The organism is Micromonospora sp. NPDC048986, from assembly GCF_040649335.1.
Lineage (GTDB): Bacteria > Actinomycetota > Actinomycetes > Mycobacteriales > Micromonosporaceae > Micromonospora > Micromonospora alfalfae.
In genome coordinates, this window is record NZ_JBEZFJ010000006.1 from 38,117 (window position 1) to 60,085 (window position 21,969).

The 21,969-nt window shown below is 71.6% G+C and carries 18 protein-coding genes; 10 read left to right on the top strand and 8 right to left on the bottom strand.

All coding sequences use genetic code 11. The features are described 5' to 3' along the window. Window positions 1-43: 43 nt before the first annotated feature. The 3 genes from AB0B94_RS14200 to AB0B94_RS14210 are packed head-to-tail and all read right to left on the bottom strand — an operon-like array spanning window position 44 to window position 3,068. The gene (locus tag AB0B94_RS14200) at window positions 44-994 is read right to left on the bottom strand and encodes a VWA domain-containing protein (protein WP_238672682.1); all 951 of its coding nucleotides are present in this window, start codon (window positions 992-994) and stop codon (window positions 44-46) included. After that, window positions 991-1,992, bottom strand: a complete 1,002-nt coding sequence (locus tag AB0B94_RS14205; protein ID WP_357278419.1) for a DUF58 domain-containing protein — start codon at window positions 1,990-1,992, stop codon at window positions 991-993. Before AB0B94_RS14205 ends, AB0B94_RS14200 begins: the two co-directional genes overlap by 4 nt. Beyond that, the gene (locus tag AB0B94_RS14210) at window positions 1,971-3,068 is read right to left on the bottom strand and encodes a MoxR family ATPase (RefSeq protein ID WP_357277287.1); all 1,098 of its coding nucleotides are present in this window, start codon (window positions 3,066-3,068) and stop codon (window positions 1,971-1,973) included. Before AB0B94_RS14210 ends, AB0B94_RS14205 begins: the two co-directional genes overlap by 22 nt. A 241-nt stretch (window positions 3,069-3,309) precedes the next feature. Between AB0B94_RS14210 and AB0B94_RS14215 the strand changes: the two genes are divergently transcribed. From AB0B94_RS14215 to AB0B94_RS14235, 5 genes are all read left to right on the top strand, one after another. After that, the gene (locus AB0B94_RS14215; protein WP_357277293.1) at window positions 3,310-3,540 is read left to right on the top strand and encodes a hypothetical protein; all 231 of its coding nucleotides are present in this window, start codon (window positions 3,310-3,312) and stop codon (window positions 3,538-3,540) included. Window positions 3,541-3,782: 242 nt separating this feature from the next. Continuing rightward, window positions 3,783-4,316, top strand: a complete 534-nt coding sequence (locus AB0B94_RS14220; RefSeq protein WP_238672716.1) for a PH domain-containing protein — start codon at window positions 3,783-3,785, stop codon at window positions 4,314-4,316. 43 nt (window positions 4,317-4,359) lie between these two features. Beyond that, a complete protein-coding gene (locus tag AB0B94_RS14225) occupies window positions 4,360-5,841 on the top strand; it encodes a PH domain-containing protein (RefSeq protein WP_357277304.1) in 1,482 nt (493 codons plus the stop codon). A gap of 55 nt (window positions 5,842-5,896) precedes the next feature. Then, a complete protein-coding gene (locus tag AB0B94_RS14230; RefSeq protein WP_357277316.1) occupies window positions 5,897-6,244 on the top strand; it encodes a PadR family transcriptional regulator in 348 nt (115 codons plus the stop codon). Between the two features lie 8 nt (window positions 6,245-6,252). Then, window positions 6,253-7,215, top strand: coding sequence for a hypothetical protein (locus tag AB0B94_RS14235; RefSeq protein WP_357277320.1), 963 nt, complete (start codon window positions 6,253-6,255; stop codon window positions 7,213-7,215). 118 nt (window positions 7,216-7,333) lie between these two features. Here the strand turns inward: AB0B94_RS14235 and AB0B94_RS14240 are convergent, their stop codons facing one another. Further along, a complete protein-coding gene (locus AB0B94_RS14240) occupies window positions 7,334-8,410 on the bottom strand; it encodes a phosphatase PAP2 family protein (RefSeq protein ID WP_357277327.1) in 1,077 nt (358 codons plus the stop codon). A gap of 126 nt (window positions 8,411-8,536) precedes the next feature. Here AB0B94_RS14240 and AB0B94_RS14245 point away from each other — a divergent pair, with 126 nt between their 5' ends. Together AB0B94_RS14245 and AB0B94_RS14250 are read left to right on the top strand one after the other, a co-directional pair. Then, on the top strand, window positions 8,537-8,941 hold the full coding sequence (locus AB0B94_RS14245) for a hotdog domain-containing protein (protein ID WP_357277334.1): 405 nt from the start codon (window positions 8,537-8,539) through the stop codon (window positions 8,939-8,941). Further along, complete coding sequence (locus AB0B94_RS14250; protein WP_357277339.1) at window positions 8,938-9,768, top strand: MBL fold metallo-hydrolase; 831 nt, start codon at window positions 8,938-8,940, stop codon at window positions 9,766-9,768. The genes AB0B94_RS14245 and AB0B94_RS14250 overlap by 4 nt, the downstream gene beginning before the upstream one ends. A 5-nt stretch (window positions 9,769-9,773) precedes the next feature. Here the strand turns inward: AB0B94_RS14250 and AB0B94_RS14255 are convergent, their stop codons facing one another. The 3 genes from AB0B94_RS14255 to AB0B94_RS14265 all read right to left on the bottom strand — a co-directional run bounded on the left by AB0B94_RS14255 (window position 9,774) and on the right by AB0B94_RS14265 (window position 14,094). After that, window positions 9,774-11,600: an RICIN domain-containing protein gene (locus AB0B94_RS14255; protein ID WP_357277344.1), complete on the bottom strand. Its 1,827-nt coding sequence runs from the start codon at window positions 11,598-11,600 to the stop codon at window positions 9,774-9,776. A 292-nt stretch (window positions 11,601-11,892) separates the two neighbouring features. Further along, entirely contained in the window at window positions 11,893-12,828 is a 936-nt protein-coding gene (locus tag AB0B94_RS14260) for a PfkB family carbohydrate kinase (RefSeq protein ID WP_357277350.1), read from the bottom strand. Between the two features lie 114 nt (window positions 12,829-12,942). Further along, on the bottom strand, window positions 12,943-14,094 hold the full coding sequence (locus AB0B94_RS14265; RefSeq protein ID WP_357277355.1) for an XdhC/CoxI family protein: 1,152 nt from the start codon (window positions 14,092-14,094) through the stop codon (window positions 12,943-12,945). 369 nt (window positions 14,095-14,463) lie between these two features. Here AB0B94_RS14265 and AB0B94_RS14270 point away from each other — a divergent pair, with 369 nt between their 5' ends. Continuing rightward, window positions 14,464-15,561 carry a lytic polysaccharide monooxygenase gene (locus AB0B94_RS14270; RefSeq protein WP_357278428.1) on the top strand — a complete coding sequence of 366 codons (1,098 nt, stop codon included), beginning with the start codon at window positions 14,464-14,466 and terminating at the stop codon, window positions 15,559-15,561. 93 nt (window positions 15,562-15,654) lie between these two features. On the opposite strand, the gene asnB is transcribed toward AB0B94_RS14270, so the two are convergent. Continuing rightward, window positions 15,655-17,616 carry an asparagine synthase (glutamine-hydrolyzing) gene (asnB, locus tag AB0B94_RS14275; protein ID WP_238672693.1) on the bottom strand — a complete coding sequence of 654 codons (1,962 nt, stop codon included), beginning with the start codon at window positions 17,614-17,616 and terminating at the stop codon, window positions 15,655-15,657. 132 nt (window positions 17,617-17,748) lie between these two features. Here asnB and AB0B94_RS14280 point away from each other — a divergent pair, with 132 nt between their 5' ends. Then, complete coding sequence (locus tag AB0B94_RS14280; protein ID WP_357277364.1) at window positions 17,749-19,230, top strand: aminopeptidase P family protein; 1,482 nt, start codon at window positions 17,749-17,751, stop codon at window positions 19,228-19,230. Window positions 19,231-19,895: 665 nt separating this feature from the next. Next, complete coding sequence (locus AB0B94_RS14285; protein ID WP_357277367.1) at window positions 19,896-21,827, top strand: hypothetical protein; 1,932 nt, start codon at window positions 19,896-19,898, stop codon at window positions 21,825-21,827. Window positions 21,828-21,969 lie beyond the last annotated feature (142 nt).

Here is a 21,969-nt window from a genome sequence, read left to right on the forward strand (position 1 = left end):
CGCTGGCGCCGGCGGCGGTCCGTGACCGCCGCCGGCACGCCGGCTACAACATCCGGGACGACCAGAGCAGACTGAACGCGCCAGCGCAGAGCGCCAGCAGCAACGCCACCCCGGCGTACCACTGGGTCACCTCACGCGGCTCGGTGCGGAACCCGATCGAGCTGCCCATGTCCTGATAGACCTGCTTCAGCTCGCTCACCGAGGCCGCCTCGTAGAAGTAACCCTCGGTCGTCTCGGCCAACTCGGCGAGGGCCATCCGGTCCACCGGCACCCGCTGCAACTGCCCGCCGATGTCGACCTGGCCGGTGTCGGTGCCGAAGGCGATGGTGGAGACCGGAACGTTCGCGGCCTGCGCGGCCGCCGCCGCCTCCTCCACCGCCCGACCGGAGGTCCGGAAGCCGTCGGAGAGCAGCACGATCCGTGCTGGCGGGATGCCCTCCGCGCCGTCGGTCGGCACCGACCGGATCGCCTCCAGACAGGTGAACACCGCCTCGCCGGTGGCTGTCGCCTCGGCCAGCACCAGCCCGTCGATGGCGCTGGTCACCGCGTCCCGGTCCTTGCCCGGCGGCACCAGCACGTTGGCCGCCTTGGCGAACGACACGAGACCCAGGTTGTAGCTCTCCGGCAGCTCACTGACGAACTGCTTGGCCGCCTCCTGGGCCGCCTCCAGCCGGTTGGGCGCCACGTCGTCGGCCTGCATCGACAACGACACGTCGATGGCGAGCATCACTGTGGCCCGCTCCAGCGGCTCCTTGGTGTCCACAGCGGGACGGGCCAGCGCGGTGGCCAGCACCAGCAGGCAGAGCAGGAACGCGGTCGCCGGGACGTGCCGACGCCAGCCCAGCCCCTTCGGCGCGACGGTACGCAGCAGGTCCACATTGGTGAACCGCATCGCGTACGCCCGGCGGTGCAACTGCCGCCAGACGTAGAACGCGGCGAGGGCGAAGACCGGCAGCACAGCCAGCAGCCACCACGGTTGCAGAAAACGGATCATCGTGTCGTCCCCCGGGTACGCGCGTGCCGCTGCGCGGCCACGAATCGCACCATGTCCAGCAGCCAGTCTCGGTCGGTACGCAGACGCAGGTGGGCCGCGCCGGCGCCGCGCAGGGCGGCGGCGATCGTGGCCCGTTGGGCGGTGGCCGCCTCGGCGTAGCGCTGCCGCAACCGCGGGTCGGCGGTCTGCACCTCGTGCAGCTCGCCGCTCTCCGGGTCGACCACCGGCAACACGCCCACGTCGGGCAGCTCCAGCTCACGCGGGTCGACCACCTCGATCGCCAGCACGTCGTGGCGGACGCGCAGCTTGCGCATCGGCCGCGCCCACTGCTCGGCCGGCGCGAGGAAGTCCGAGACCACCACCGCCACACCGCGACGGCGGGGCGGACGGTTGAGCATCTCGATCAGGGCGCCGAGATCACCACGGCCGGGTTGGATGGCGGTGCCGGCGACGGCACGCAGCAGGCCCTGCGCCTCCTTGCGTCCGGAGCGCGCCGGCAGCCGGGTGAGCACCCCGGGCCCGGCCGGCGGTGGTCCGCCGCGCCAGCGTCGGGCCGGGGCGGACACCCCGCCACCGGTGCCGATCACGGCGCCGATCCGGTTACCCCCGCGCACCGTCAGGTGGGTGATGGCGGCCGCGGCGGCCACCACCACCTCCCGTTTGAGCCACTGCCCGGTCCCGAAGTCCAGGCTGGCGGAGAGGTCGAGCGCGAGCCAGGTCTCCAGTTCCCGGTCGGCGACCGTACGCCGCACGTGCGGTGTGGTGGTCCGGGCCGTGACCGGCCAGTCCATCCGGCGCACGTCGTCGCCGGGGCGGTACTCCCGGGACTCTCCCGCCTCACTGCCCGGTCCGGGCAGCAGGCCGGCGTAGTCGCCCTGGAGCAGACCGTCGAGCTTGCGGGTGACGAGCAGCTGAAGCCGGGACAGCACGGCCTCGCTACGGTCGGCGAGGGGGGCCGGACGAGGGGTGGCTGAGGTCACGGGCGCTGCCCGGGCCAGCCAGCGCCCGGTGGCGGCGCGATCGTCGGCGGGGTGGCCTGCTGCCGGGGAGCGACAGCGGGAAGCGGGATCGTCGACATCACCCGCTGCACGATGTGGTCGGCGGGTACGTCGTCGGCGAGCGCGTCGTAGCTGAGCACCAACCGGTGCCGCAGGATGTCCGGCGCGATGTCCTGCACGTCCTGTGGCAGCGCGTAGTCACGCCCGCGCAGCAGCGCCAGGGCGCGGGTGGCCCGGACCAGACCGAGCGAGGCGCGCGGGCTGGCCCCGTACTGGATCAGTTGCGCGACGTCGGGCATGCCGTGCTCGGCCGGGGCCCGGGTGGCCAGCACCAACCGGACCGCGTAGTCGACAAGGGCGTTGTGCACGAAGACCTGGTCCGCCTTGCGTTGCAGGGCGATCAGCTCCGGGGTGTCGAACACCGCCGTCGGCTCGGGCGCGGCCACGCCCATCCGGTAGACGATCTCCCGCTCCTCCGCGTCGGTCGGGTAGCCCACCACGATCTTCATGAGGAACCGGTCGCGCTGCGCCTCCGGCAGCGGGTAGACACCCTCCTGCTCGATCGGGTTCTGGGTGGCCATCACCAGGAACGGGTCCGGCACCCGGTGGCTCTCCCCACCGATGGACACCTGCCGCTCACTCATGACCTCCAGCAGCGCCGACTGCACCTTCGCCGGCGCCCGGTTGATCTCGTCGGCGAGCAGGAAGTTGACGAAGACCGGGCCCAACTCGACGTCGAACTTCTCGCTGGACTGCCGGTAGATCCGGGTGCCCATGATGTCGGCGGGCACCAGGTCCGGGGTGAACTGGACCCGGGCGAAGGACCCACCGACGACCTTGGCGAGGGTCTCCACAGCCAGGGTCTTGGCCACCCCGGGTACGCCTTCGAGCAGGCAGTGACCGCGGGCGAGCAACGCGACGAACATCCGCTCCACCATCCGGTCCTGCCCGACGATCACACGTTTGATCTCGAACAGGCCCTTCTCCAGCAGGCTGGCGTCCTGCGCGGGTGTGGTCACCGGGGCGGGTGCCGCTCCGTTCGGCGTCGGGGCGTCGGGCATGGTCGGCTGGGCCACCGGTCCTCCACAGCGTTTGTCGGTCGTCGCGGCTCGTGCGGTATCAAGACTCGCACGCCTTGCTGAGTGTCGAGGTGGGGAGAAGCCGATTATGGCCGCGTCGTCCCCACCGGCCGAATCGCGCATCGAGGGTGTGCACGGACCGGCCCACCGCGTGTACGATTCACCCCGTCGCCGGGCGGCTCCCCCCGTGGTCGCCCGGCGCTCAACCTCTCCGTCCCGCCGCCCTAGACTGGCCGGGATGAGCATCCCCTCCCCCGCCGGTGAGGCCCTGGTCTGTTCGGCCCGGGGCTGCCGGTCCGCCGCCGTCTGGGCGCTGGAGTGGAACAATCCCCGTCTGCACGACGCCGATCGGCGCAAGACCTGGTTGGCCTGCGCCGAGCACCGGGGCAGCCTCGGTGACTTCCTCGACGCTCGAGGCTTCCTGCGTGCCGTCACTCCGGTGCCCGGATCGCCTACGCTCGACCTGTGAGCGGCGACCCTCCGGCTTCCCCCGGCCCCACCTCCCCGTCCTGGCCGCCCACCCCGGCCACCGCACCACCCGGCGTCGACCCGCCGCCCGGCGCGTTCCCGGCGCCCGGCACGCTCGGCCCGGAGCCCACCGCGCCGGCCGCCTCAACGCCTGCCCCGCTGCCACCGGGCGCGCTGCCGCCCGGTCACCGGCCGGCACCCGCCGCCGACCAGCGCGCGCCCGACCTGCCGCCCCCGGGCCTCCTGCCGCCCGAGCCCGGCGCGCTGCTGACGGCCGCGCCGGGGGGTCGGGGTCCACTGGAGCCCTGGCCGGACACCGTCAACTGGCAGCCGATCTCGACCGACCTGATCTGGGTGGAGCTGATCCGGCTGGCGATCGTGGTCGCCATCGGGCTGGCGGTGACCGGGGTCGGCTGGGCGTTCAGCGGTCACTGGTTGTTCGGGCTCGCCGTGGCCGTCGTGCTGGTGCTCGGCGCGTGGCGGGCCGTCGCGATCGTCCGCGCGGTCCGGGCCTGGGGGTACGCCGAGCGGGAGAACGACCTGCTGGTGCGGCACGGGCTGCTGGTCCGCCGGCTCTCCATCGTGCCCTACTCGCGGATGCAGTTCGTCGACGTCAGCGCCGGGCCGTTGGAGCGCGCCTTCGACCTGGCCACTGTGCAGTTGCACACCGCGGCGGCGGCGAGCGACGCCCGGGTGCCCGGGCTGCGTCCGGCGGAGGCGTCGCGGCTGCGCGATCGACTCACCGCGCTCGGCGAGGACCGGGCGGAGGGGCTGTGAACCCCCGCGCGGGCAGCCGCCGACCGCGCCGAGGGCCGCGCCGATGAGCGACGGGTCCCCCGAGCCGCGCACCGTGCCACCCACCGGCCCGACGCCACCGGGGCCGGTGCTGCCCGCTGGCACGGCATCGTCTGGCACGGCATCGCCTGGGCCGGTGCCGCCCGGCGCGCCCGCGCCGTGGCCGGCACCAGCGGGCGGGGGCGAGGGCGAGCCCCGGCAGCGACTGCACCCGCTCAGCCCGGTGCTGCACGGCGCCAAGTCCCTGGTCGTGGTCATCGCCGGGCTGTCCTGGTCGACGCTGTCCCGGGTGGGCTTCGGCTGGTTCGCCGCCATGGTGGCGGTGCTGGCGCTCGGCGCGACGGTGCTGTCGGTGATCAGCTGGTACAACACCGGCTACCACGTCGTCGGCCGGGAACTACGGGTGTACGAGGGGCTGCTCTGGCGGCGTACCCGGGCCATCCCGTTGGAACGGTTGCAGGCCGTGGAGGTGGTCCGGCCGCTGCTCGCCCAGCTCACCGGCCTGGCCGAGCTGCGCCTGGAAGTGGTCGGCGGAGGCAAGACCGAGGCGCCACTGGCGTACCTCGGCGTCGCCGACGCGGCGGTGCTGCGCGAGCGTCTGCTGGCGCTGGCCGGGCGGGTGGCGCAGCAGCCCGCGCCCGGCGACGCGGCGGCCCCGGTGGCCCCGGGTGCGACGGCGCCACCGACGGCCGTACCGGGCCGGCCACTGCACGCGGTACGCAACCAGAACCTGCTGATCAGCCAACTGCTCACCCCGCAGGCGTTTCTGCTCCCGTTCGGTGTGGCCTTCGTCGTGGTGCAGTTCCTCACCGCCGGTTCGTGGTCGTTCGTCGCGGTGGCGAGCACACTGACCGCGATGGCGGGTGTCCTGCTGCAGCCGATCCGCCGGGTCCTCGACGACTGGAACTTCCGGCTGGCCCGCGACGGCGGCACGCTGCGGGTGCACAACGGCCTGCTGGAGACGCGGGCGCAGACCGTGCCGCTGGAGCGGGTGCAGACCGTGCGGGCCACCTGGCCGTTGCTGTGGCGGATGAAGGGCTGGCTGCGGCTGCGGCTGGAGGTGGCCGGTTACTCCGTCGCGGAGGCCGACGACCGCAACCGGCCCGACCGGCTGCTGCCGGTCGGCGACCTGCCGACGGCGACGATGATCGTCGCCGAGGTGCTTCCCGGGGTACGCCTCGACGCGCTCAACCTGAGCCCGCCGCCGCGGCGGACCCGTTGGCTGCACCCGCTGGGCCGTGCCGCGTTCGGCGCGGGGCTGTTCGAGCGGGTGTTCGCCACCCGGTCCGGGCGGCTCACCAGGCAGTTGGTGATCGTGCCGTACGCCCGGATCCAGAGCGTGCGAGTGGTCCAGGGGCCCATCCAGCGCCGTCTCGGGTTGGCCACCGTCCACGCCGACACCGCGGGCGGCTCCGGCGCCACAGCCCAGGACCGCGACCTGGCAGAGGCCTGGGCCCTGGCAGCGGACCTGACCACAAGAGCACATCAAGCCCGCAGCCAACTCTGACCCCGCCACGGCCCACGCCATTGCTATATATATCGCCGCACGATATATATAGACCATGGACATCAGTGAGCAGACGTTCCTGATCCTCTCCGCCCTCGCCGACCAACCCCGCCACGGCTACGCGTTGGTGACAGAGGTCGACGAGATGACCAACGGCAGGATCCGGCTACGCGCCGGCACCCTCTACGGGGCCCTCGACCGCCTCGTCACCCAGGGGCTCATCGCTCCCGACCACGACGAGGTGGAGAAGGGCCGGCTGCGTCGTTTCTACACATTGACCGACGCGGGGGCAGACGCCATCCGCGCCGAGAGCCAACGGATGGTGACCGCGGTCCGGCTCGCCGAGGAACGCCTCAACAAGCGTGCCGCCCGCAACGCCCCGCGCCTCGGGACCATCGGATGAGCCCGGACATGAGCCCCCTGGAACGACGATATCGGCGGCTGCTGCGGCTGCTGCCAGCCACGCACCGCAGCGCCCGCGGCGAGGAACTGCTCGGACTGCTGCTCGACCTCGACGACGGCCGCCGGCACCCCAGCTGGCACGAGACACTGAACATCATCGCCCTGGCGATCCGGCTGCGACTCACCACGCCCGTCACCACCACGGCCCTGACCACCGGGCTCACCGCCCTGCTCGTCGCCGCCGGCACCCAGCCCGCCGGTCACACCCTGGACCTGTTCACCGGCGCCGTCCTCGCCACCGACATGTCGGCCATCATCGCCAGCTGGCCGCAGCTGGCCGCTCTCGGCCTGCTGCCCCTCGCGCCACTGATCGCCTGGCTGTGCGGCGCGACCCGGACCGCCCTCACCCTGCAGGCGATATTCCTGACGGTCACCGTAGGTTGGTTCGTCATCGACGTGCTCGGCGGCACCGGCCTGGGAATCAACCCCGGCCAACAACTCTTCGCGTACGCCCCACCGGCCCTGACCCTCGCCCTGCTCGCGGTCGCCGCCCGCGAGCGGTGGGCCGCGCCCCGGCCGCGCCCGTTCTGGTGGGCCCTCGTCCCGCTCGGGATCCTCGCCTGGAAGGGCACCGGAGAGTGGGGACGCCACGGCGTCTACGTTCCCGACGCCGTGCCGACGGCCATCGGGGTCCTCACCGCCGCCACAGTCGCTGTCGGAGCCGCCTTCGCGCTCCGCCGCCACCGGCCCGCCGTCATCGTCGGCGTCGGGCTCACCGGCTTCGTCGCCGGATGGCTCATCCCCGACCCGCTGCTCTCCAACACGGCGATGCGGCACTTCGACGGTCAACCGCTGCCACTGGCGATCCTCATCATGATGATCGCCGCCACCGTGGCCGGCATCAGTCGGCTCACTCGTCGCCTCAAGCCCGAGGCGCGAGCGCTGCTACCCGATGAACCAGTGCTGCCCTGAACACCAGCTTCGGCTCGGAACGACCGACCCTGACGGGACCAGGGCGTGTGTCAAAGCCTCGGTCGAGCCGAGGCGGAGTCCAGGCGACGACGGGCGGCCAGGGGCTTTGACACACGCCCTAACGGTCGGCGGGGATCGCGGGGTGGGTGGTGGTGTCCGGTTCCCGTGGGGCGGGCGGCTCGGGCTCGCCGGGCGGAGGATCGGTGGGCTGCTGCGTGGGCAGTGCCGCCGTGGCGCTCGGGTGGCGGGCCCGCCAGGCCGCCCAGCCGCGCTCCGCCAGACCGACCACCAGGAAGGTCAGCCCCACGTAGGCCCAGCCGACCAACACGTCGATCACGTAGTGCTCACCCGAGTAGACCAGGGTGAAGGTCATCGCCAGCGGGTACGCGAGCAGCAGCGGCCACCAGCGACGACGGGTGGCGGTCAGGAAGAACAGCACCACGAACAACGCCCACGCGGTGTGCAGCGAGGGCATCGCGGCGACCGGGTTGGAGGCGATCTGACCGGCGTTGAGGACGTTGCCGGCGCCGTGCATGCCGAACGCCTTCCAACCCCGGGTCGAGATCCGGGCGACCTCGGTGAGCAGGCCGTTCTGCGCCGCCCACCAGGGCGGCGCGGCCGGGTAGATGAAGTAGGTGACCAGACCGGCCGCGCAGAGGAAGCCCCAGCGCCGCATGTACGCGGCCCAGCGGTGCCGGTCGCGCAACCAGAGCACCGCGGCGGCGGCCAGCGCCACCACGAAGTGGGAGAAGTACACCCAGCTCGCGGCGACATCCCACCAGTGCACCTGCGGGTGGTAGAGGTGCTGCTGCAACCAGACGGTGGGCACCTCACCGCCGGTGGCCCAGCCGAACATGAACCGGTCGGCGACGATCAGCTCCATCGCGTGCGGCGTGGCCCCGTTGTCGGCGAACCCGCGCGAGAGGTTGTAGATCACGAACAGCAGCACCACCGGCACCCAGTCCCGGGCGAAACGCAGGTGGCTGCGCCACGGCCGTTCGCTGTTCCAGGCGATGGTCGCGAGCCAGATCCAGACGAAGGCGTACGCCGGGTCGGTGGGCAGCCCGATGGCCAGCCACGCGGCGACGAAGGCGACCGCCCAGACGGTCATCGCGACGACGCGCCGACGACCCCCGTCCGGGGACGCGGGCGGGTCGGTCCGGGCGGGGGGCTGGGGGTCAGTCACGACGGCCATCGGGGTCAAGGTTAACGACGGGTACGGCATCGACCGACGGGGACCACCCGTTGCACGTCGGGGTGGTGGCGCCCGGATCGTCGGGCGCGTGCTCGACGCGTCCGGCGAGCACCTAGGCTGACGACCATGCAGGAGCAGCCCGAGCCGGCCTTCGCGCCGGGCCTGACCGCCCAGGTCGAGTTGACGGTCACCGACGCGGACACCGCGCAGGCGGTCGGTTCCGGGGACGTACCGGTGCTGGGCACTCCCCGGGTGCTGGCGCTGGCCGAGGCGGCCACCGTCGCGGCCACGGCGACCGGGATGCCAGCCGGTTCGACGACAGTCGGCACCCGTGTCGAGTTGGAGCACCTGGCACCGACAGTGGTCGGCCGGACGGTCCGCGCGCAGGCGCTGCTGGCGACCGTCGACGGTCGCCGCCTGTCGTTCGAGGTCACTGTCAGTGACGGTGACCAGACGGTGGCCCGGGGCCGGGTGGACCGGGTCCTGGTCGACCGGGAACGCTTCGTCGAACGGGCCGGGCGGGCGTCGTGAACGCCGCTTTCGTCGAGGTCGCCGACCGGGTGCACGTGCTGGCCGAACCGCTGCTGCGGGTCAACGTCACGCTGGTCGTCGGCGACGACGAGGCGCTACTGGTGGACACGCTCTCCTCGGCCGCCCAGGCCACCGAGCTGGCCGAGGCAGTCCGGGCGGTCACCGACCGCCCGCTGACGCTCGTCAACACCCACCACCACTACGACCACTGCTTCGGCAACGCCGTCCTGGCCGGCGACCCACCCCGCCCGGTGTACGCGCACGAACTGGCCGCCACCGCCCTGCGCGAGGAGCCTGAGCGGCTGCGCCGGGAGGCGTACGAGGAGTTGCGCGCGGAGCACCCGGGGCTCGCCGCCGAACTGGCCGACACCCCGCTGCTCGCCCCCACGCACACCGTGCACGTCGAGACGGTCCTCGACCTCGGCGGTCGACGGGTGCTGCTGCGCCACCCGGGGCGGGGGCACACCGAGGCCGACCTTGTGGTGCACGTGCCGGACGCCGACGTGTTGGTGGCCGGGGACCTGGTGGAGCAGAGCGGCCCGCCCGCCTTCGAGGACTCGTACCCGTTGCAGTGGCCGGACGCGGTCGCGGACCTGCTGCGACTCACCACCGCGCGCACCGTGGTGATCCCGGGCCACGGCGACCCGGTGGACGTCGACTTCGTCCGGGCGCAGCACGCGGAGCTGGCGAAACTGGCCTGGCTGATCCGGGCCGCGCACACCGGCAGCGCCCCGCCGGAGCGGGTGGCGGCCGAGGCCCCTTTCGGGGCCCGCCCGGCCCTGGTCGCCGCCCACCGCGGCTACCTCCAGCTGAACGGTGACGCCTGACCCGCCTACGCCGAGGCACGTCGCCACTGCTGGTGGGTGCCGGTGCCACACGTCCACTGGGCGAGGCGGGCACCGTCGGTGGCGGCGGCGTTGGGCACCTCCAGGCACTTGCCGCTGTGCCGGGCGACGAGCTGCACGTACCCCGAGCCGAGATCCTGCACGCGCCACTGCTGGTTGGTGCCGCCGTTGCAGCTCCACTGGATCACGCGGACCCCGTCGCCGGTTGCTGTCGCGCCGCCGGACACGTCGAGGCACTTGCCGCTGTGCACGCTGACCACCGCCTGGTAACCGCCACCCGCGTCCTGGAAGCGCCACCGCTGGTTGGGCTGACCGTTCGCAGCCCACTGCACGATCTCCGCACCGTCGGTGGTCGCGTTGTTGTAGACGTCCAGCAGCTTGCCGCTGTGTCGCGCGGTGAGGGTGTACGTGCTCGGCACCGGCACCGTGGTGTCCGGAGTCAGCCGGTACAGCCCGGCTCCGTGGGCCGGTAGCGACCGGGTGAGGGTGCCGGTCACCGTGCCGAGGGCCGCGCCGGACCACAGGTCGGTCACGGCGGCCGACCCGATCCCGAGGTCGGCGAGATTCACCGACACCTGCGCCGCGCTGCTGTCCCGGTTGAACAGGGCGACGTACCGATCGGTGCTGCCCGGCACGTCGGCGACCCACACCTGCCGGCTGCCACCGTAGAGCTGACGGTTGTTGGTGCTGTTCTGGTTGACTCCCAGAACCGCGGCGTTGGTCATCAGCGCCAGCTCCGCGGCGCGGTTCTCGACCAGGTTGCCGCCCCACATCAACGGCGCCCGGTTGATCGCCCAGAGTGACATCAGGGTGCGCTGCTCGTCGGCTGTCAGATTGGAGTATCGCGGCGAGCCAACCGGCCCGTACTTGGAGAGCCGGCCGATCGGGATCATGTCGGCGTCGGGCCACGCCCCGGTGGCGCGGTACGGGGTCCAGTTGCGCAGTTGATCGAAGAGCGCATCCACTGACGACCAGTTGTCCCACAGATCGTTGACGATCCGCCACATGTGCGCGTTGGCCTGGACGTGCGCGCCGCTGGCCAGCGAGGTCGGGCCGGGTGACAGGCTCAACACCATCGGGCGGCCGCTGCGCTGGATGGCCAGTCGGTACCCCTCGACCTCCGACTGCCGGTACGTCGGGGCGGCGATGTCGTCCACCTTCACGTAGTCGACCCCCCAGGACGCCAGCAACTGGAACATCGAGTCCAGGTAGGTCTGCGCGCAGGGGTTGGACATGTTCAGGCCCCACATCAGGTTGAGCCAGGCCGCGGTGGTGGTGTTGTTGATCTGGTTGGCGCGGCAGGTGGTCCCGAGGATCGGCACGTTGTCGGCGACCGCCTGGCGGGGAATGCCTCGCATCAGGTGGACGCCGAACTTCAGCCCCTGCGCGTGGACGTAGTCGGCGAGCGGCTTGAACCCGTTCTCACCGGCGGCAGAGGGAAACCGGGTGGTGTCCGGCAGCAGCCGTCCGTTTGCGTCCATCCGGAGCCGGGGTTGCAGGTTCGCGTCCTGGTTGGGGCTGTTGTTGTGCCGACCGGGGTAGTACCAGGCCCAGTCGATCACCACGTACTCCCAGCCGAACTGACGCAGGTTGGCGCCCATGTAGTCGGCGTTGGCCCGGACGTCGGCCTCGGTGACGCTCCAGTTGAACGAGTCGTAGCTGTTCCACCCCATCGGCGGGGTGTCGGCCACCCCGTTGTCCCACGCCTTCGCCCGCTCGGGCCGGTCGGCGACCACCATCCCGGCAGCCACGAGCAGCATGACCAGCAGGGCCGCGACGCGGCGAAACAACAGAGGCACCAAAACCACCCGCATCAGAACCTCCCCGACGACGCCCACGTTTCCATCGTGCATCGTCGATGTTAACGCTCACAAATTCCCGAGGTCAACCCCCTCCCCCACCCCCGCCAGCACCCCCCGACGCCACCCCGCCCACCCCCTCCCCCCGCCCTGCCCGCCCCGCGTTGCCCGCGTTGCCCCACCCCCGTCCCCGTCGATCATGGAGTTGTGGTGGGTCGTAAAAGCCGCAAATATTCGGCATTCGGGCACCACAAGTCCATGATCGACTGGGCGGGGCAGTGCGGGGCGAGGGCAGCGCGGGGTGGGGTTAGGGGTTGAAGCGGTTTTGGACGGCGGTGCGGGTGGGCATGGCGGTGGCGCCGCCCGGGGATTCGCAGACCAGGCCGGCGACCCGCAGCGCGAAGGCGACCCGGTCGACCCAACCCGACGGGCTCTCCGGTTCGCCGTCGACGAGCAGGTCGGCGATCAGCGCGGCCATCACGGAGTCACCCGCGCCGGTGGCGTCGATGGCGTCGACGGTGGGGGCCGGCACCCGGACCGGGTCGGCTTCGGCGGCGGCCAGCACCGCACCGGCCGCGCCGAGCGTCACGACCACAGTGCCCGCCCCCAACTCACGCAGGTACGCCGCCACCCCCTCGACCGGCTCGCCGGGATAGAGCAGCACCGCGTCGGCGGCGCTCAGCTTGACCAGGTGCGCGCCGGCGGCGAACTCGGCGACCACCTCGCGCAGCCCGTCCAGCGCGGCTGGCCCGTTCAGCAGGCGGGGACGTACGTTCGGGTCGAAGACCCGCAGGCCGGCGGCGAGCGACCAGGCACGGCGGGCGGCGGCCAGCGTGTCGGGTTGGAGCAGCACGATCGAGCCGCAGTAGAGCACGTCGGCGCCCTCCAGCAGCGCCAGGTCCAGATCGTCGGGGCCGAGCAGTCCGTAGGAGGCCGGCTCGCCGTAGAAACGGAAGTCCGGCTCCGGCCCGGCGTACGTGACCACCGCGAGCGTGGTCGGTGCCGGGACCGTGATCGCACCTGCCACCCCGACGTCGGCCGCGGTGAGGAAGTCGCGGATCCTGCCGCCCAGCGCGTCGTCACCGAGCGAGCCGACGAACTGTGCCGCACCGCCGAGTCGGGCCACGCCGACGGCGACGTTGAGTGGCCCGCCGCCGATGGCCTGCCGATAGACCCGTTCCCCGTCGATTTCGCTGTCGAGCAGGTCGACGAGCGCTTCGCCGAGCACCACCGCGTACCCCATGCCGATCCTCTCGTCGTCGCCACCGGCTGCCGCTCGCCGAGCCGATCTCCGTGGCACCAGGCTGGCACAACGCACGGCCCGATGGGCGCCGAAGGCCACGCACCGACGTGCGCGCTACCCCGGCCGGTGGATCGGCCCGTCGACAGCCGCGAGGGGGTGGCCGGTGCCACCCCACCGGGCCGCGACGATCTGCGCGGCCACACTCACTGCGGTCTCCTCCGGGGTACGACCACCGAGGTCCAACCCGATCGGGGAGGCGAGCCGGGCGAGCTGCGCCGGGCTGAGCCCCGCCTCACTCAGCAGCTTGTGTCGCTCGTCGTGGGTGCGCCGTGAACCCATCGCGCCGACGTACGCCAGCGGGTGGCGCAGCGCCAGCTCCAGCAACGGCACGTCGAACCTGGGGTCGTGGGTGAGCACGCACAGCACTGTCCGCTCGTCGAGCCGACCGGCCGCCAACTCGGTACGCAGGTAGCGGTGCGGCCACTGCACCACCACCTCGTCCGCTTCGGGAAAGCGCCGCGCGGTGGCGAAGACCGGCCGGGCGTCGCAGACGGTGACCCGGTAGCCGAGGAACGCGCCGATCCGGGCCACCGCGGCGGCGAAGTCGATCGCACCGAAGACGATCATCCGGGGCGGGTTGGCGTACGCGGTCACGAAGAGGCCGATGCCGCCGCCCCGGCGCTGCCCGTGGTACCCGTACCGGAGCATTGCGCTGCGTCCGGCGGCGAGCAGCCCGAGGGCGTCGGCGCTGGCCGCGTCGTCGAGCCGGTCGTCGCCGAGCGAGCCGACGGACCCCTCGTCGGTCAGCACCAGCCGCCGGCCGAGCCGCCGGGCCGGGTCGGCCGATCCGCCGTCCGAAGAATTGCCGGCGTCGGCGGCCACGCAGGTGACGATCGCCGCCGGGTGGCCGCCACGGCGGGCGGCGGCGACCGCCTCCAGCACCGGCAGGGCGCTCGTGTCGACGCGCTCCACGAACACGTCGAGGATGCCGCCGCAGGTCAGGCCCACTGTGTACGCGTCGTCGTCGCTGATCCCGTAGCGGCACAACTCGGGTTCGCCGGTGTCGAGCACCAGGCGGGCGCGTTCGTAGAGATCGGCCTCGACGCAGCCGCCGGAGACGCTGCCGGTGACCGTGCCGTCGGTCGCGACCACCATGGCGGCGCCGGGTGGCTGCGGGGCGGAGTGCCAGGTGGCCACCACCGTGGCCAGCGCGACAGGCTCGCCGTCGCGGCACCGGCGGTGCACCTCGTCGAACACGTCCGGCACCGGCTGCCGCCTCTCCGTTCCCGCTCCCCGTAGGCAGGATATGGCGTCCAGCGGCGACCGACGGGACTTCTCATGCATCGAGGAACGACTATTGCGCTCGGCCGCCGCGGCGTGGTGGGATGACGCGTACCGGGCGGTGCGAGGGCTGCGGCGCCGCCGGTTGCCGGGTTGGTTAGACGCGAGGGCACCGGTCCAGGACAGGACCGTCGACGGCGCACGTCCACCGGCTGTTTCCCGCCGGGGCGCGTCGCCGTGATCGTCGCACCGCTCACGACAGCGGGGCGATCACGCCACATCCCACCCGATTGCGGCGGGGCGGCTCGGACAAGCGCCCCTCGCGAGTCAGGAGAACCCGTGAACCGTTCCCGTATGGCCGCCTTGCTCACCGCGGCCATGACTCTCGCGCTGGGCGCTGTCGCCCTGGCGTCCAATCCTCAGCCGGCCGCCGCGCACGGCGCGGCGATGACGCCGGGCAGCCGCACCTACCTGTGCTGGCAGGACGGCCGCAGCCAGACCGGTGAGATCAGGCCGAACAACCCCGCGTGCTCCGCCGCCGTGGCGCAGAGCGGGGCGAACTCGCTGTACAACTGGTTCAGCGTGCTGCGCTCCGACGCTGGCGGCCGGACCACCGGCTTCATCCCGGACGGGCAGCTGTGCAGCGGCGGCAACACCGGTTTCCGCGGCTACGACCTGCCCCGCACCGACTGGCCGCTGACCCACCTGACCGCCGGGGCGCGGTTGGACTTCAAGTACAGCAACTGGGCGCACCACCCGGGCACGTTCTACTTCTACGTCACCAAGAACAGCTGGAGCCCGACCCGGGCGCTGGCCTGGAGTGACCTGGAGGAGCCGTTCCTGACGGTGACCAACCCGCCGCAGCGCGGCTCGGTCGGCAGCAACGACGGGCACTACTACTTCAGCGGCAACCTGCCGTCGGGTAAGAGTGGCCGGCACATCATCTACTCCCGCTGGGTCCGCTCGGATTCGCAGGAGAACTTCTTCGGCTGCTCCGACGTGACCTTCGACGGCGGCAGCGGCCAGGTCACCGGCGTGGGTCCGGGTGGCACGCCGACCGACCCGACCGACCCGCCGACCGACCCGACGGATCCGCCGACCGACCCGACGGACCCGCCGACCGACCCGACCACCCCACCGCCGTCCGGCGGTGACTGCATGGCCACCTACAAGGTGAGCAGCTCCTGGCAGGGCGGCTTCCAGGGCGAGGTCACGATCATGAACCACGGCAGTACGCCGTTCGCTGGTTGGACGGCGAGCTGGAGCTGGCCCAACGGGCAGGCCATCAGTCAGATCTGGGGTGCCACCCAGACATCGTCCGGCTCGACGGTGACGGCGACGAACGTCGCCTACAACGGCACAGTCGCACCGGAGGGCACCACCACGTTCGGCTTCCTGGCCAGCTCCACAGGCACCAACGGGCTCCCCACTGTCACCTGCGCCCGCCGCTAACCACCACCACCGCAGTGAAATGATCAAGAGGTTTGCGTCACCGGAACCGCTCCGGATGACGCAAACCTCTTGATCAACGGGGTGGGGCCGGGGTCAGCGGACCATGGAGCCGACCACCGGCTTCGTGAGCAGGGCGGACTGGTTGCGCTGGATACCCGGGTCGAGGGTCTTGGCCACGAAGATCGCGTGCCAGATGCAGAAGATCAGCACCGTCCACACCTTGCGGGAGTGGTCGGCCTCCTCCCGCTTGTGCTCGTCGAGCAGCCGCAGCGCGTACGACAGGTCCAGCAGGTCACCCGCTCCCGAGGTGCTGAGCACGTGCCGGGCCCACTCGTACATCTCGCCGCGCAGCCAGACCCGGGTGGGAGTCGGGAAGCCCAACTTCTTGCGGTTGACGATGGCCGGCGGCACGACACCCTGCAACGCCTGACGCATCGCGTACTTGGTGGCGTCGGAGCGCGGCGGCAACTTCAGGTCGACCGGGATCTTCGCCGCGACGTCGAAGACCTCACGGTCGAGGAACGGCACCCGCACCTCCAGCGAGTGCGACATCGAGATCCGGTCGGCCTTGACCAGGATGTCGCCGCGCAGCCAGGTGTAGAGGTCGACGTACTGCATCTTGGTGACGTCGTCGAGCTCCGTGCACTCGGCGTAGATCGGGGCGGTGACATCCGTGTAGCGCACCGAGGGGTCGTAGCGGCGCATCAGGTGCTGCTTCTCCTCCTCGGTGAACATCCGGGCGTTGCCGTAGTAGCGCTCCTCGATCGGGGTGGTGCCGCGCTCCAGGAAGCTCTTGCCCTTGACCCCCTGCGGGATCGCCTTGGAGACCGCCCGCAGCCCCTTCTGCACACCGCCGGGCAGACCGTTGACGGTGCCCAGCGACAACGGCTCCCGGTAGATCGTGTAACCGCCGAAGAACTCGTCCGCGCCCTCACCGGAGAGCACCACTGTGACGTGCTCGGCGGCCTTCTTCGCCACGAAGTAGAGCGGTACCAGCGCCGGGTCGGCCACCGGGTCGTCAAGGTGCCAGACGATCTTCGGCAGCGCGTCGATCATGTCCTGCGGACCGATCTTGGTGGGGATCGTCGTGACGTCGAGGTGCCGGGCCGAATCCTGCGCGACGTCGATCTCCGAGTAACCCGGCACGTCGTAGCCGACGGTGAAGGTGAGGATGTTCGGGTTGAACTCCCGCGCCAGCGCCACCACCGCCGTGGAGTCGATGCCACTGGACAGGAACGAGCCGACCGGCACGTCGGAGCGCATGTGCATGCGCACGCTCTCCCGCAGCGTCTCGCGGATCTCGTGGTAGAGCCGCTGCTCGTCGTCGACAGGCGCCGGCCGGAACACCGGCCGGTACCACCGGCGTACGTCGATCCGGCCACCCGGCGTCCAGTTCAGGTACTCCCCGGAGCCGATCCGGCTGATGCCCTTGTGCAGGGTGCCGGGCTCGGGGACGTACTGCAGGGTCAGGTAGTGGCTCAGGTTCGCCGTGTCGACGCCAGCGTCGCCCTGGTAGTTGCTGTGCGCGAACGGCAGCAGCGCCTTCTTCTCCGAGGCCAGGTAGAGGCCGTCGGCGGTCTCCAGGTAGTGCATCGGCTTGATGCCGAAATAGTCGCGGGCACCGAACGCCCGGCGTTCCTGCCGGTCCCAGATGACGAAGGCGAACATGCCCCGCAGCCGGGTGAGCACCTGCTCACCCCAGAAGTGGTAGCCCGCGACGATCACCTCGCCGTCACCGGCGGTGGCGAACTGGGCACCGAAGTTTCTGATCAACTCCTCGCGCAGCTCGATGTAGTTGTAGATCTCGCCGTTGAAGGTCAGCAGGTAACGGCCGTTCGCGTAGGGCAGTGGCTCGTGGCTCGACGCGACGTCGATGATGGCCAGCCGCTTGTGGGCGAACACGCCGTCCGCGTACCGGCCGGAGGCGTCGCCGACCACCTCGACCCCTGTCTCGTCGGGGCCGCGGTGGTGCAGGCATTCCAACGCTCCGGCGATGTGGTCGCGATGCGCGGCGGCGTTGCCGTTCGCGCTGAAGAAGGCCAGAAGTCCGCACATGGTGGCCATCTTTCCACGCGCGCTGTCGGCCCTTGCAGCCGTCCGTCGATCCACCCGACTCCCAGGGGGCGTTACCGCCAACCGGACGCGCGGTACCGTCGGGACCAGCAACGAAGCGGAGGGAGCGGCGCAATGACCGAGGGACAGACCGACGGTACGCCGACGGACGGTACGGAATCGCACGATCCGGACTTCCCGGAGGCGTTCCTGTCCTTCATGCGGCAGGGCTGGAGCGACACCGCGCTCCCCGTGACGCCCCGCCCGGAGACGCCCAACTACGCCAAGCGACGGGCAGCCCTCTCGGCGGCCTTCCCCGGCGAGACGCTGGTGATCCCCACCGGCACCGAGAAGGTCCGGGCCAACGACACCGACCACCCGTTCCGGCCGGGCAGCGACTTCGCCTACCTGACCGGCGACCACGACGCCGACAGCGTCCTGGTGCTGCGCCCGAACGGCTCGGGGCACGACGCGACGCTGTACATGCGGCCCCGATCCTCCCGGGAGACCGACGAGTTCTTCCGCAGCCGCAACGGCGAGCTGTGGGTGGGCCGGCGGCACACCCTCGGCGAGAAGTCGACCGAGCTGGGCCTGCCCACCGCCGACCTGACCGGCCTGGAGGCGACGCTCGCCGACCTGGCTCCGGGGCGTACCCGGGTGTTGCGCGGTTTCGACGCCCAGGTGGACGCGGCCGTCCGGCCCTACGACGGGCCCCGCACGGAGGGCCAGCCGGCCCGAGACCGTGAGCTGGCCATCGCCATCTCGGAGATGAAGCTGGTCAAGGACGAGTGGGAGATCGGCCAACTCCAGGACGCGATCGACGCCACCGTCCGCGGCTTCGAGGATGTCGCCCGGATCCTGCCGGCCGACCGGGCGGTCTCCGAGCGACTGCTGGAGGGCGTCTTCGCGCTGCGGGCCCGCCACGACGGCAACGACGTCGGGTACAGCTCGATCGTCGGTGCCGGCGAGCACGCCACGATCCTGCACTGGGTGCACAACCACGGTGCCACCCGACCGGGTGACCTGCTGCTGATGGACATGGGTGTCGAGGGCCGCAACCTCTACACCGCCGACGTCACCCGGGTGCTGCCGGTGAACGGCCGGTTCACCGCGCTACAGCGCCAGGTCTACGACATCGTGTACGCCTCGCAGCAGGCCGGCATCGAGGCGATCCGCCCCGGGGTGAAGTTCAAGGACGTCCACCTGACCTGCATGCGGGTGCTCGCCGAGGGCCTGTCCGAGCTGGGTCTGCTGCCGGTGAGCGTGGACGAGGCGATGGACGAGAAGTCGACGGTCTACCGGCGGTGGACGCTGCACGGCTTCGGCCACATGCTCGGCATCGACGTGCACGACTGCTCCAACGCCCGCAAGGAGACCTACCGCGACGGCGCGCTGGGCGAGGGCTACGTGCTCACCGTCGAGCCCGGTCTGTACTTCCAGCCGGAGGACGAGCTGGTCCCCGCCGAGCTGCGCGGTATGGGCATTCGGATCGAGGACGACGTGCTGGTCACCGCGACCGGCGCGGTCAACCTGTCGGCCGGGCTGCCCCGCACCTCCGACGAGGTGGAGACCTGGCTGGCCGAGCAGCGCGAAGCCGGCCCCCGCCTGCCCAGCTGAGCCTGCTGGCAGCCGAGACTGGCGGATCAAGCCCGCCCCTGGCCTGCCCGCCCCTGGCCGCCCGCCCCTGGCCTGCCCGCCCCTTCTTGAGGGCTGGCGGCCAGGGGCCTCGGTCGTGATCCACTCGGCTTCTTGACATCGCGCTATCCCCGTCGCTCGGATACCGCACGCCGTTAGCAAACAACGCCTTTTCCGCCCGGCCTCAGCGCCTCCGGGCCACGCCCCGCCCGTCGCCGCCGCCTCTGGCCCGGCCCTGCCCTAAGCCCGGCCAAGCCCCGGCCGGCCAAGCCGCCTCTCTGGCCCGGCCCAGGCCCGCGGCAGCCCGCGCGCCCCCTCACTGAGGGCTGGCAACCAGGTGCCCGGGGCCGTGATCCACTCGGCTTCCTTGACGTCGCGCTGTCCCGGCCGCTCGGATGCCGCGTTTCCAAGAAAGCCGAGAGCCAGCAACGGTCGGTGTATGCGCGCTCGGGTCCTTTCCACCGGCCCCGGACCGGTTGGCCGCCCTCACCCGACCTGCGCCCAATGCGTGGTTATCTCGGATACGTCCGCATCGCGAAGATGGTTCTCATACGGTGAGGATCAGAGGCTACAACCCATTTGTAGCTGGTCGTGGCGCCTCGGGCGGTGCGATCCCGTCTGGTAGCAGGAAAGGGCGGAAGGCTCTGATGTCCAACGACGTAACGAGTACCGACGGCGGGGCCTCGGCAGCTCCGCCGACACGGCGAAGGCGGGCGCTCTGGGTCGCCGGCGTGGCCGGGCTGACCGGCGTCGTCGGGCTGGCGGCCCTCGGCGGCGTCGCCGCTCGAAACGACAAGCCAAAGGCCGACCAGGTGTCCGACGCGCAGCCGTCGACCAACCGGCAGAACGTCAGCGACGACGGCGGCGCGGACAAGGGCGGCGCCAGGGACGACGGCGGTCAGGACGACGAGTGGAGCGGCGACGACTGGAGCGGCTTCGACGACCAGTCCGGCAAGGATGCCAAGGAGCGCAAGGACGGCAAGGACGGCGAGCACGACGAGAAGGACCGCACCAGGCAGGTCCCGTGCGACTCCGACAAGCTGATCCAGGCGATAACGTTCGCCAACAACGAGGACGGCGGCGTACTGGAGCTGGCCAGGGGCTGCACCTACACCCTGACCCGCAACCAGGACGGCAACGGCCTCCCGGTGATCACCGAGCGCATCACCCTCAAGGGTGAGCACACCACCATCGGCCGCGAGGCCACAGCCGACTACTTCCGCATCCTCAACGTCGGCGCGGGCGGGCACCTCACTGTCAAGGGCCTGAGCATCAGGGGTGGCCAGACCCTTCAGCCCCCGATGGCCTTCGAGCCGGCGACGGTCTGGGCGCCGTACTCGGCCCAGGTCCGCTCGACGGCGGCCGTGCCGGCGTCAGCAGCGACGCCCGCCGGGAAGCCGACGGCCACGGCCGCGCCGGGCGCCAAGCCAGCGGCAGCGAAGCCGGCAGCAACCGCCGCCAAGCCGGCCGCCAAGTCAGCGCCCGCCAAGGCCACCGCCAAGTCAGCGCCCGCCAAGGCCACCGCCAAGGCAGCGCCCGCGAAGACCACCGCGGCCACCGCGAAGGCGGCGGCGAAAGCAGCGCCAGCCAAGCCCGCAGCGGCAGCAACCAAGGCCGCTCCGACTGCCAGCAAGGCCGCCCCGGCCAAGCCGGCAGCCGCTGCGGCGAAGCCGGTGGGGGCCGGCACGGCGGTGGTGCCGCTGGTCGAGCAGCCTGGGTTCACCGACGGGGCCGGGGTGCTGGTGCAGCCCGGTGGCCGCGCGGAGATCCTGGACAGCGAGTTGCTCTACAACCAGTCCGGCGGCAACGGCGGCGGGTTGGCCAACTTCGGCAGCGCCAGGCTCAGCAAGACGACTGTGGCGCACAACACCGCCTTCTTCTTCGGCGGCGGCATCTTCAACGCCGGCGTACTCCAGGTCGACGAGTCGAAGATCACTGACAACACCGGGATCATCGGCGGCGGCGGCATCTCCAACGGCGCTGCCGACATCTTCACCGAGGACGTCGACGGCGGCTCGGTCTGGGTCTACAAGAGCGAGGTCACCGACAACGAGACGCTCGGCTTCGGCGGCGGCGTCCTGGACGTCGAGGGCACCACGACGTTGCACCAGACGAGGGTCAGTGACAACACCGCGGTGCTCGACGGTGGTGGAGTCGCGGTGGCCGACAGCCAGCTCACCCTCAAGGACGCCACGGTGGTCAGGAACAGCGCCGCTCGCTCGGGTGGCGGTGTGGCCGCCTTCGACAGCGTTGCGACCATCGAGAACAGCAGGATCAACGACAACACGGCGGGCTTCTCCGGCGCCGGCCTCTTCAACGAGGTGAGCGTCACCACGCTGCGCGACAGCGAGGTGTCGGGCAACCGGGCGGTCGGTCCGTTCGCCCGTGGCGGCGGCATCCTCAACACCGAGGGCGGCGAGGTCACGCTCCACCGGACGAAGGTGGCGCACAACTTCTCCACCCTTGAGCCGGGGGGCATCTTCAACAGCCTCGGCGGCACGGTGACGCTGGACGACGAGTCCGCGGTCACTGCCAACCGCCCGACCAACTGCTTCAACGTTTTGGACTGCTTCGCCTGATCGGGTGGGGCCGAAACACATAGAGGGCGCGCCCCTTCGAGCCGTACCGGCTCGGAGGGGCGTACCCATTTGGGCAGGTCAGGCGCTTGCAGGCCGGCTTGGGTGGCGGTGTGTCGGTCCGGACCCCGGTGGGGGCAACATG

What these genes read in the sequence shown, in the direction of transcription:
- AB0B94_RS14200 (WP_238672682.1), bottom strand. Translation starts at nt 994, where the DNA reads ATGATCCGTTTTCTGCAACCGTGGTGGCTGCTGGCTGTGCTGCCGGTC.
- AB0B94_RS14215 (WP_357277293.1), top strand. Translation starts at nt 3,310, where the DNA reads ATGAGCATCCCCTCCCCCGCCGGTGAGGCCCTGGTCTGTTCGGCCCGG.
- AB0B94_RS14225 (WP_357277304.1), top strand. Translation starts at nt 4,360, where the DNA reads ATGAGCGACGGGTCCCCCGAGCCGCGCACCGTGCCACCCACCGGCCCG.
- AB0B94_RS14230 (WP_357277316.1), top strand. Translation starts at nt 5,897, where the DNA reads ATGGACATCAGTGAGCAGACGTTCCTGATCCTCTCCGCCCTCGCCGAC.
- AB0B94_RS14235 (WP_357277320.1), top strand. Translation starts at nt 6,253, where the DNA reads ATGAGCCCCCTGGAACGACGATATCGGCGGCTGCTGCGGCTGCTGCCA.
- AB0B94_RS14240 (WP_357277327.1), bottom strand. Translation starts at nt 8,410, where the DNA reads ATGGCCGTCGTGACTGACCCCCAGCCCCCCGCCCGGACCGACCCGCCC.
- AB0B94_RS14245 (WP_357277334.1), top strand. Translation starts at nt 8,537, where the DNA reads ATGCAGGAGCAGCCCGAGCCGGCCTTCGCGCCGGGCCTGACCGCCCAG.
- AB0B94_RS14255 (WP_357277344.1), bottom strand. Translation starts at nt 11,600, where the DNA reads ATGCGGGTGGTTTTGGTGCCTCTGTTGTTTCGCCGCGTCGCGGCCCTG.
- AB0B94_RS14260 (WP_357277350.1), bottom strand. Translation starts at nt 12,828, where the DNA reads ATGGGGTACGCGGTGGTGCTCGGCGAAGCGCTCGTCGACCTGCTCGAC.
- AB0B94_RS14270 (WP_357278428.1), top strand. Translation starts at nt 14,464, where the DNA reads ATGGCCGCCTTGCTCACCGCGGCCATGACTCTCGCGCTGGGCGCTGTC.
- asnB (WP_238672693.1), bottom strand. Translation starts at nt 17,616, where the DNA reads ATGTGCGGACTTCTGGCCTTCTTCAGCGCGAACGGCAACGCCGCCGCG.
- AB0B94_RS14280 (WP_357277364.1), top strand. Translation starts at nt 17,749, where the DNA reads ATGACCGAGGGACAGACCGACGGTACGCCGACGGACGGTACGGAATCG.
- AB0B94_RS14285 (WP_357277367.1), top strand. Translation starts at nt 19,896, where the DNA reads ATGTCCAACGACGTAACGAGTACCGACGGCGGGGCCTCGGCAGCTCCG.